Origin of the sequence: Moorena sp. SIO2C4 (assembly GCF_010672485.1) — a bacterium.
Classification (GTDB): domain Bacteria; phylum Cyanobacteriota; class Cyanobacteriia; order Cyanobacteriales; family Coleofasciculaceae; genus Moorena; species Moorena producens.
Window position 1 is genome coordinate 1 of record NZ_JAAHGN010000167.1, and the last position, 9,827, is coordinate 9,827.

General features: G+C 42.3%; 8 protein-coding genes. 4 read left to right on the plus strand and 4 right to left on the minus strand.

Annotation, left to right across the window (positions count from 1 at the left end; all coding sequences use genetic code 11):
- The 3 genes from F6K20_RS11620 to F6K20_RS11630 all read right to left on the minus strand — a co-directional run.
- Positions 1-1,852, minus strand: a 1,852-nt coding sequence (locus F6K20_RS11620; protein ID WP_287294759.1) for a glycosyltransferase, incomplete at its 3' end; no start/stop codon positions are given.
- Between the two features lie 13 nt (positions 1,853-1,865).
- Positions 1,866-2,936 (minus strand): glycosyltransferase family 2 protein, encoded by a 1,071-nt coding sequence (locus F6K20_RS11625; protein ID WP_008178608.1) that lies wholly within the window; start codon positions 2,934-2,936, stop codon positions 1,866-1,868.
- Positions 2,923-3,195 (minus strand): hypothetical protein, encoded by a 273-nt coding sequence (locus tag F6K20_RS11630; protein ID WP_131827009.1) that lies wholly within the window; start codon positions 3,193-3,195, stop codon positions 2,923-2,925. Before F6K20_RS11630 ends, F6K20_RS11625 begins: the two co-directional genes overlap by 14 nt.
- A gap of 348 nt (positions 3,196-3,543) precedes the next feature.
- On the opposite strand from F6K20_RS11630, the gene F6K20_RS11635 reads away from it, so the two are divergent.
- The 4 genes from F6K20_RS11635 to F6K20_RS11650 all read left to right on the plus strand — a co-directional run bounded on the left by F6K20_RS11635 (position 3,544) and on the right by F6K20_RS11650 (position 8,429).
- Entirely contained in the window at positions 3,544-4,605 is a 1,062-nt protein-coding gene (locus F6K20_RS11635; protein WP_008178611.1) for a glycosyltransferase family 2 protein, read from the plus strand.
- Positions 4,606-4,935: 330 nt separating this feature from the next.
- The gene (locus F6K20_RS11640; protein WP_008178612.1) at positions 4,936-6,405 is read left to right on the plus strand and encodes an NAD(P)/FAD-dependent oxidoreductase; all 1,470 of its coding nucleotides are present in this window, start codon (positions 4,936-4,938) and stop codon (positions 6,403-6,405) included.
- A gap of 9 nt (positions 6,406-6,414) precedes the next feature.
- Complete coding sequence (locus F6K20_RS11645) at positions 6,415-8,208, plus strand: LIC_10190 family membrane protein (RefSeq protein ID WP_287294760.1); 1,794 nt, start codon at positions 6,415-6,417, stop codon at positions 8,206-8,208.
- A 65-nt stretch (positions 8,209-8,273) separates the two neighbouring features.
- On the plus strand, positions 8,274-8,429 hold the full coding sequence (locus tag F6K20_RS11650; protein WP_154659654.1) for a hypothetical protein: 156 nt from the start codon (positions 8,274-8,276) through the stop codon (positions 8,427-8,429).
- Positions 8,430-8,442: 13 nt separating this feature from the next.
- Here the strand turns inward: F6K20_RS11650 and F6K20_RS11655 are convergent, their stop codons facing one another.
- The gene (locus F6K20_RS11655; RefSeq protein ID WP_287294762.1) at positions 8,443-9,525 is read right to left on the minus strand and encodes an amidohydrolase family protein; all 1,083 of its coding nucleotides are present in this window, start codon (positions 9,523-9,525) and stop codon (positions 8,443-8,445) included.
- Positions 9,526-9,827 lie beyond the last annotated feature (302 nt).

Here is a 9,827-nt window from a genome sequence, read left to right on the forward strand (position 1 = left end):
CAGGAAACTCAGCAACCACTGGTGGAGTCAAACCAGAAGCGGGATGATTATCAACTACAATAATTTCCAATTGTCGAGTATACTTTTGGGCAACTATGCTGCACAAACACCTCCGCAAATCTTGGGGTCGATCATAGGTAGCGATGATAATAGAGATTGGTATTTTATCAGGTAAACAGGTTAGTAAATCAGTCTCTTTATCCGTGACTTTATAGTGATTAGTTAAGATAGATATTGCTTGAGTATAGCAGTAATACCTACTGAAGTTAAGGTTTACTTCCAGCAGCTTCATACCAAACTGATTGACAATAACCTCAATTAAGCGACTCTTGCTAATCCCTCGATCAGGGTTAGGAATATCAACGCTACCTAAAAGCTGATCATGCCATTTCACAAAGACTCGTACTGATGAGTACTCTTTAACATCAGTTAATGCCTGTAAAGGTTCCCGTAGATCCACAGTCCGCACTGCCATACCTGGATTGGTTTTAACCTTTTGGATTTCTTCCTTAGTCAGAGCAGGAAAGATAGGGTCAGAAAAAATCGGGTAGGGAGCACTATCTACATCCTCTTCTGTTTCCCGTTCTTGCTCACCGAAAGATTTAGTAATCTCAGCAGCAGTGTGGCGAGCTTTGTGATAGCGAGTTAAACCAATGAAGCAGCCTTTTAATTCAGCCAGAATTAAATCCCGTGGGAAGCGAGTGGGATGTTTGAAACCAATCCACAGACGTCTTAAATTCCAATACACTATCCACCAGAGCAAAATCGACAAGAAAGAAAGACACTCATCTGGATAGGCAAAGAGACTACGGATACAGTAAGAAAACAGACCAATACTGTTATTAGTAATTTGCGTACGCAACTTAGCATAATCCCGTCGATGTCGATGGCGCACTATGGCACTAGGCTCATAGACGAGGGTATGTCCTTCCTTAACCACCCGGAAAAACATTTCTAAATCACCACCACCATTAGTCACAGTACCCACATCTAAAGCAGGGTCAAAGAAACCAATATCATCAAATACTGAGCGGCGATAAGCCATGTTTGCCCCTGTACCGAATTGTCCAGTACCCAGGAATTTCCAAGGCATTTTGTTGCCTCGATTAACCTGATACCACTTACGCCTCATGCCTCGCCCGAAGCCGCCATACATTTCAAACAGCACTTGTGCTTCGGTTTCCAATTCATAAGGCACAACTAACCCAGTCACTGCCATAACGTCAGGATGTTTAATAAACACTAGCGCTAATGCTTTTACCCATCCTGAATCAACCACTACATCATCATCAGTATAGGCAATTATGTCTCCTTTAGCTTCAAGAACAGCTCGGTTTCTCGCCCAATCTAAACCCGGACGAGGTTCACAAATATAACGAACATTAGTATAAGTTTCCACCAGTTTATTAGTGTCATCACTGGTGGGAGCATTATCAACAACTAAAATATCTAAGTAAGGATAATCGAGTTGATTGATAGCGTCTAAACATAGAGCAAGATCAGCAGTGCGATCGCGAGTACAAACCGCAACTGTTACTAACGGCAACTTGCCCTTATACTCTGGTGGTGACACATCAAACAAATCCTCAAGACACAACCTTTCGCGTCCGAGGGGTAAGGATAATCCATTGTACAAAAGGCGATTGATAATCGTCTCGCTATGGCCTTCCAGAATAAGTTTACTTAAGGTTTCTGCTGTGCAGTAACCATTAGTAATCGGTGCTTGAACATATCCAATTGGCGCACCATGGAAGCGAACCAGTCCTTTCACTGCAATATAGCCATCTAAACCATCAAGAGTAGTCAGGGGGCGGCTCAATTCAATGTCCACCACTTTGATTGGATAAAGCATAACCAAAACTTCCTTATATTATCAGCAGTGAACGGTGTAATAAATTTCCAAGCAAGAGCTTGAAATATAGACTCCATCGGCGTTTATTTAAATCCGCAGGACTTACGCCTACACCCGGTTTATTAACATAATTACCGGATTTAAGCTTAGTGATAATTCTCAATAAGCTTTTAAGGGACAAGATATACAACCCATAGCGAAAAATAGGCGTAATAAAATCAGCTTTTAAAGCTTGAGATAGCCAAAATAACGTACTGCGATCGCTACTACACTGACTACTTTGTCGTGCCAAATACATATAAAAACTACTCTTAGACAATCGATAAAGCGCTGCTGGAATCTCTGGATGCCTTTGTTGAACGTCACGTAGCATCAAACCATGAGACTTAGCCATTTGGCTGTAGTCGCGAGACATACTACTAACAATTTTGCGATAGCCAATCAGAAATTCCGGCACAACAGCAAATTCATAATGTTCTGCAATTCGCAAATAGAGCTCCCAATCCTCACACCCCTGAGCCTGTTGTGCCTTCAGTTGACAGTTGTAGCCACCAACGGTCTCAAAACAACAGGCGCGAATCATAGATGCACTAGCATTGCCTAAAAAGTTATGACATACCAGAGTTTTATAAACCTTTCCCTCTATACTTGAAGCACGGAAATCTCCAGTCAGTGAATTTTCCTCATCAATATCCACCGACCAAGCATAAACCAACCCTACCGCTGGATCTGTTGCCAAGAAGCGTTTCATTTGCTTTTCTAAATTTTGCGGATACCAAATATCATCAGCATCCAGGGGAGCGATATAGTCTCCCTTAGTGTTTTGAATCCCTAAATTCCGAGCAGCAGCCACCCCTAAATTTGGTTGTTGTAGTAAGATAACACGCTGATCTTGCTTAGCAATAGATTGAACAATCTCAGCTGTCCGGTCTTGAGAACCGTCATCTACCACTATCAATTCCAGGTTTTTATAGGTCTGAGAAAGAACAGACTGTAATGTGATTTCAATAAACTGCTCTGTATTATAGGCAGGGATAATCACTGAAACCAGTGGTAAGCTATCAACTGTTTTAACAACCGACATTTGGTGATTTAAATTTTATATTTATACTTTCCACAGGGATAAACTGAGTTTTTAATTTAGCGTTGCTTAATAATGGAATGATTTTAAGAGTTTTGTGGAATGGGCATCTTGCTGTGGAATGGGCATCTTGCTGTGGAATGGGCATCTTGCTGTGGAATGGGCATCTTGCTGTGGAATGGGCATCTTGCCGTGGAACTGGCATCTTGCCAGTTTCAATATATTTTCGGGCGGGCAGGATGCCCACTCTACTCCTATTCATTCGAAGATTCAGCAAAGCTTTTAATTTAGCTATCAGCGTTTAGCTATATCAAATGGGCTGACTATGGGCTGACTGCTGATAGCGGATGGCTGACTGCTCAACCTGTAGACACAACCTGTATTACAAGTACAGAGTTACTTAGTCAATTCAGGATTTTTTTTTAAAAAAATCCCTACTGGTGATTCTTATATAGTTTTGTTAAAGCCAATAAACTAGTTTGTCAAACTTAGTGTAATCTAATAATTTTAACTAAAATAATGTTAAACTATACGAGGGTATTATTGAGATGCATAGTAACGATTTAATCTCAAAATCTCAATCAGTAATTGAAGGTAAATTCTCTAAAGAATGGTTGACTCTGCTAAACTAACTATCTCCGTCATCATCCCCGTATACAACGGAGGGGAAGACTTTCGTCAATGTCTTGCCAGACTATCTCAAGCTGCACCCCCTCCCGATCAAGTGATTGTAGTAGCTGATGGCGATACTGATGGCTCATGGCGTCTAGCCCAAGACTTTGGAGCCACAGTAATTCGATTGCCCACAGCAGGGGGTCCGGCTAAAGCCCGAAACCTGGGAGCTAAAGTAGCACAGACCGATATCCTGTTTTTTATAGATGCTGATGTAGCCATCTATCCGGATACTATTGGTCAAGTGGTGAAAATTTTTAATAATGAACCTAATTTAACCGCTTTAATTGGTTCTTATGACGATTCTCCCGGTGCTGCTAATTTCCTTTCCCAGTACAAAAATTTACTCCACCACTACACTCATCAAACTGCATCTGAAGAAGCATTTACCTTTTGGGGTGCCTGTGGCGCAATCCGTCGTGACATCTTTATTGCCATGGGTGGCTTTGAGGAAAATTATCGTCAACCCTGTATTGAAGATATTGAGTTAGGCTATCGACTCAAGCAAGAAGGTTACAGGATTAAGCTGTGTAAGACTCTACGGGTGAAACATCTCAAGCCCTGGGGCATAATTTCTCTCCTTAGAGCTGACTTTTTCTACCGCGCCTTGCCCTGGACTGCCGTAATTCTCAAGGTTCGCGACGCAAGTCCGGAAAACTGTCGTGAGTTTATCAGTGACTTGAACCTAAAGCTGTCTAGTCGTATTAGTGTGGTGTTGGTCTATGCTCTACTAGGTGCTTTAGTTACAGCTTATTGGTGGTCTAGTACTCTGATTGCTATGGCTACTTGTGTATTTAGTCTCGCCCTGCTAGTACTCAACAGACCTGTCTACCAATTCTTTTATCAAAAGCGTGGTCTACTATTCACTATACGAACCATTCCATGGCACTGGCTGTATTACTTTTACAGCGGACTTGCGTTTGCCATTGGTATAGTTCGTCATTGCTTTCAAAAGTACCTACAACCTCGGATATACTTGCCTAAGCTATCAAGTTTATAGCAGGGATAAATTGGTTGAGGTACTTTCGTAGTGGGTTTTAGGGAGTAGGGAGTAGGGAGTAGGGAGTAGGGAGTAACGGTAATAAAAATGAATGTACATCATAAGTATGATAAACGCTATAAATCTTTATTTAAAAATAAACTAAAATCGGGTTTATTTATGAGTATTAAAATCCTGAACAATAACAGTTACTATCGACGTTTAAAATAACGTTTAACCTTAGGTTTAACCTAGAATTGCTATCGCTATGGAATAAAAATCAATATTGTCCTACTAAGCACTAAACACTCACCACTGACGCACTCACCACTGACGCACTATTTTTAATCAATGGAACATTATCCCGTAGTGATTACAGGCGCAGGACCGGCTGGTCTTACAGCTGCCTATGACCTGGTTAAACAAGGCATTAAATCTATCGTTCTAGAAAAATCCAATAAAGTCGGTGGTATTGCTCGCACCGAAGTCTACAAAGGCTATCGCTTCGATATTGGTGGTCATCGCTTCTATACCAAAGTAGAAGCAGCGCATCAACGTTGGCAAGAGGTTTTAGGGGAAGATTTTATCAAAGTTCCCCGCATGTCACGCATTTATTACCAGGGTAAATTCTACGACTATCCCCTCTCAATCTTTAACACCCTATCGAATCTAGGCATCATTACCAGTCTGGTTATGTTGCTCAGCTACTTCAAGGCAAAAATCAAGGCAAAATTGCGACCTTGGCATGAACCTGAAACCTTTGAAGAATGGGTAAGCGATCGCTTTGGTCGTCGTTTATACAGACTATTTTTTAAAACTTATACGGAGAAAGTATGGGGCATACCCTGTGATAAAATTCAAGCAGAATGGGCAGCACAGCGAATTCAAAAATTATCTCTAAAACGAGCAATCATCAATGCTTTGTTCGGAAGTCAAAATAGCAAAAGCTTGATTAAGGAATTTGATTACCCGCTACTTGGACCAGGGATGATGTGGGAAAAATTTCAGCAAGCAGTAGATAATCAAGGTGGTCAGGTAAGACTGAATACTGTAGTGACTAGTATTCAACGAGATGGCAATCATATCAAAAGCATTACTGCTTTGCAGGATGAAAAAACTATCAGTATCTCTGGAGACCATTTCATCTCCAGTATGCCAGTGACAGCACTGGTTAAAAAACTCGACCCACCTCCCCCACCAGCGGTAATCGAAGCAGCAAAATCCCTATCTTATCGAGCTTTTATTATTGTAGCGCTCATTATTGATGCTAAAGATCTATTTCCTGATCAGTGGATTTATATCCATAGTCCAGAGGTGAAAGTGGGTCGCATCCAAAATTTTAAGAATTGGAGTCCAAAAATGGTATCGGATCCTAGCAAGACCTGTCTGGGTTTAGAATACTTCTGTAATGAGGGAGATGAAATCTGGAATCTATCTGATCCCAAATTGCTGGATTTAGCCACCCGTGAATTGGCGAGTTTAGGTCTGGCGGATGCCAAGGCTGTAGAGGATGGTACTGTGTTGCGCCAACCTAAAGCTTACCCAGTTTACGACCGTGATTATCGTCAGCATTTACAAGTGATTCAAGATTTTTTAGCAGACTTTGATAACCTACAAACCATTGGACGTAATGGGATGCATCGCTACAACAATCAAGACCATTCGATGTTAACCGGAATGCTAGCAGTTAAGAACTTACTGGGGGAAAATCATGATCTGTGGCAGGTAAATACTGAGCGTTCTTACTATGAAGAATTTACCACAGAAGAGTTAAAGCAAAAACAGGATTCAGTAGAGGACTCAGTTTTTCAGCCTGTATAGGCTATTGGCATGTTCTACTTCATCACGACTTGGAATTTTCTACTTATTCCTTGCTACTTGATCGGAACTGCTGTGCTGAATGTACTGCAAGCGGATTCCTTTAAACGAGTTAGCGATCGCATTATTGCAGCAGTGTGGTTGGGCATCGTTGTGCTGTCCATTGCACTGCTAGCAACCTCCCTAGTATTTCCCCTCAATTCCTGGGTAGGCTGGTGTACCGCTGTTAGTCTGAGTTTATTGTCTCTGACATCACAACCTACCCGCGATGAAATTGCTAATCTATGTTTCATGCTGTTTCCCAACCTAGCCTTGGGATTGTTGACCTTAGAATTTGGTGTCGCAGCATTCACCAGCCGACAAGTAACTTGGCTTGACACAGGTCTCTATCACTATGGAGCCATCCGATGGTTGTCCGAGTATGGAGCAGTGCCAGGTATCGCCCTGCTCCTTCAGCAGCTTGGTTTTACCTCATCGTGGTTTGCGCTCGCTGCTCCGTTTAACCCTCCAATTTTCGATGCTCAAGTTAGTGCGATAACCAATGGCTTTGCCTTTCTTCTCGCAATAGTACACTTTCTGATTGCTTTAGCTCAACTATTCACCAATAAAGCACAGCTCAGTGACTGGTTTATCGTCATCTGCTCATTGATTGTACTCCCTCTCCTAGCTCTATCGAGTTTGATGTCAGATATCCTGGTATCTCCATCGCCAGATATCCCAGTAATTTTCCTCACCGTAATCATCGCTTGGGCAATTTTAATCATTGCTCACCATCGCTCATCATCCGTAACTCGGGGTAAAAATTCTAGTTTTAAAAATAAATTTAATAATAAATTTTACGATGAATTTATCCCACTGATTTTAGCAGCTGGAGCTGTAACCATAAAGCTTACTTCTCTACCCCTATTATTCATATCAGTTATTTTTTATACTGTTTTCAGTAGGTTTTGTGTGCAACGACTAGTGATAGGTGGTGTCATCACTATTTTACTCTTATCACCCATGTGCGCTGTCAATATCATCACCTCTGGTTGCCCACTTTTTCCATCATCCTTCTTCTGTCTGGATTTACCCTGGTCTTGGACAGCGGAAGACGCTGAAGCAGTTGCTGAAAACACTCGCGGCTGGGGAACCTGGTTTGGCTCACCTCCCCCAAATTCAAATCCCTGGCTTTGGTTATTTTGGCAGTGGTTCAGTTCTAGTACTCTAAATCAAATTGCGACTGGAATAATTTTAATTTCAATTTTATTAGCCATCTATATTCTCCGCACATCAATCATTCATCGCCTCTGGGGTTTGATTTGGGTCTTAGGTTTAGCTATTTCGGGAACTTTATTTATGATGCTTTATGCTCCTGTGATCAGATTTGGACTAGGATATCTAATTCTTCTACCTGGTTTATATATTACTATAGTTTGTCATCAAAAAATCGGAAATTTAAATTTACTGATTACCAAAAAACTACCGGTATCAAAGTTATGGATAATTCCTCCGATATTTAGGATAACTAGTTATTTAGCTTTATCTCTTATTACCTTAGTTATTGTTTTGAATCAAAAAACGTCCTATCGACTGATTATCCCTCCCCAGATGATGACGTCAGATTTAGTAAAAAAACAAGTCAATGGTATTAATTATTTTTCTCCACAAGATATCTCTCCAGAAGAGCATGAGCTATGCTGGTCTGCTAAACTCCCTTGTGCATTTGAACTAGAAGATAATATTCAACTTCGCGATCCAAACCGTGGTATTAGAGGTGGTTTTATAAAAGTGAAAAGTGAAAAGGGAACAGGGAACAGGGAGTAGGGAACAGGGAATAGGGAGTAGGGAATAGGGAATAGGGAAAAAATCCGGCGTTGCTGAATAATATAATGATTTTAAGAGTAGGTGCGCGCCTCCAAGGGCGATTTACTCACCCTTGGGTCGCACCTGTAGAATGGGCATCTTGCCTGGAACTGGCATTTTGCCAGTTTCATGCTTATTTTCGAGCGGGCAGGATGCCCACTCTACTCCTATCCATTACTTGATTCAGCAACGCCGCTATGTTAGCCCGTAGTAATTCAAGGGATTGTCATGGAGGATCTTACGAATGGTCTCATCAGGGAGACGCTTTCGCAGTGCCAGAGCCTCATCGACACTTTCGATAAAGTTCGGATGATCCATGTGAGGGAAATCAGACCCAAACAATAATTTATCTGCTCCAATGTACTGGATTAATTCGGGTAGATAGGGTTCTGATGTTTCCACACCGATAAAACAGTGACGGTGGAAATATTCAGAGGGCTTCATCTTGACATTATCCTTGACTTCATAGGCGAGATTCTCATATTCCTCATCCAAGCGCCATAACCAGTAGGGTAGCCAACCACACCCAGCTTCAAAAAAGCCCACCCTTAGTTTGGGATGACGCTCTAAAACGCCCCCCTCAATCATTGCCAACAGTCCCATCATCAACTCCATCGGATGGGAGCAGGCATGGAGTGCAAAACGAGAGTCAAAACGATCAGCCCCAGTGGTGGGAAGACGACTATGGGTTCCTTCATGAACCGTGACGGCTATGTTCAGGCGTTCACACTCACTCCAAAATGGTTCATAGACCGGATCACTCAGTATTCGTCCCTTTACTGGATTGGGGCGAATAAAGACCGCTCGCCAACCAAACCCTGCAATTCGCTGCAGCTCTGGCACCATATCCGCAGGGTCATGCTGGCTAATGGCACCCACACCCTTTAGCTTTTGGGGATTGTAACTGCAAAATTCCTGCAACCAATTATTATAGGCTCGGACTAGTGCATCAGCAAGTTTGGAGTCCATGGTGTCGATCGCCCACATCCATAATCCGATGGTTGGGTACAAAAAGGTCACGTCAGACCCCATTTTGTCCATTAACTCAACTCGGGCTTTAGGATCATAGGCTCCTTGATATCGAACGGATTTTTCTGCCATGAGCTTCTGGGCTTTTGCCGTCACGCTTGCGGACACCTTGTACATGATCGACTCGCCTTCAAATTGATAGTCTTTAGGTGCAAGGTCTTTAAATTGAGGTTCCAGATATTTAGCCCAGAGATCTTCTGGCTCAAAAACGTGACTGTCGGCATCAATAATGTTGAAGTTCTTCAGCATGGTCAATTTTTCCCTTGGTTAAATTATTTGCACACGATCATTTGAACAACAGTGGGTGTGGTCAAAACCCGTTGGGAAGGGATCCCCCCCCAGCCTTTTAAGGGGGGCTGGGGGGGGATCCGCCCGCTACTGGTATGGTGTAAAAATTGCTCTACTCTATCACTTTTGACCGCACCCAACAACAGTAATTATCACTGGGATGACGCCTACAACTCAGTATTGAGGGTTTTTTCAATACAGGCTTTGAGGGTCTCAGCCACGATGGCAACTGTGGGCTGATGCACCATATACTCGTGATAACC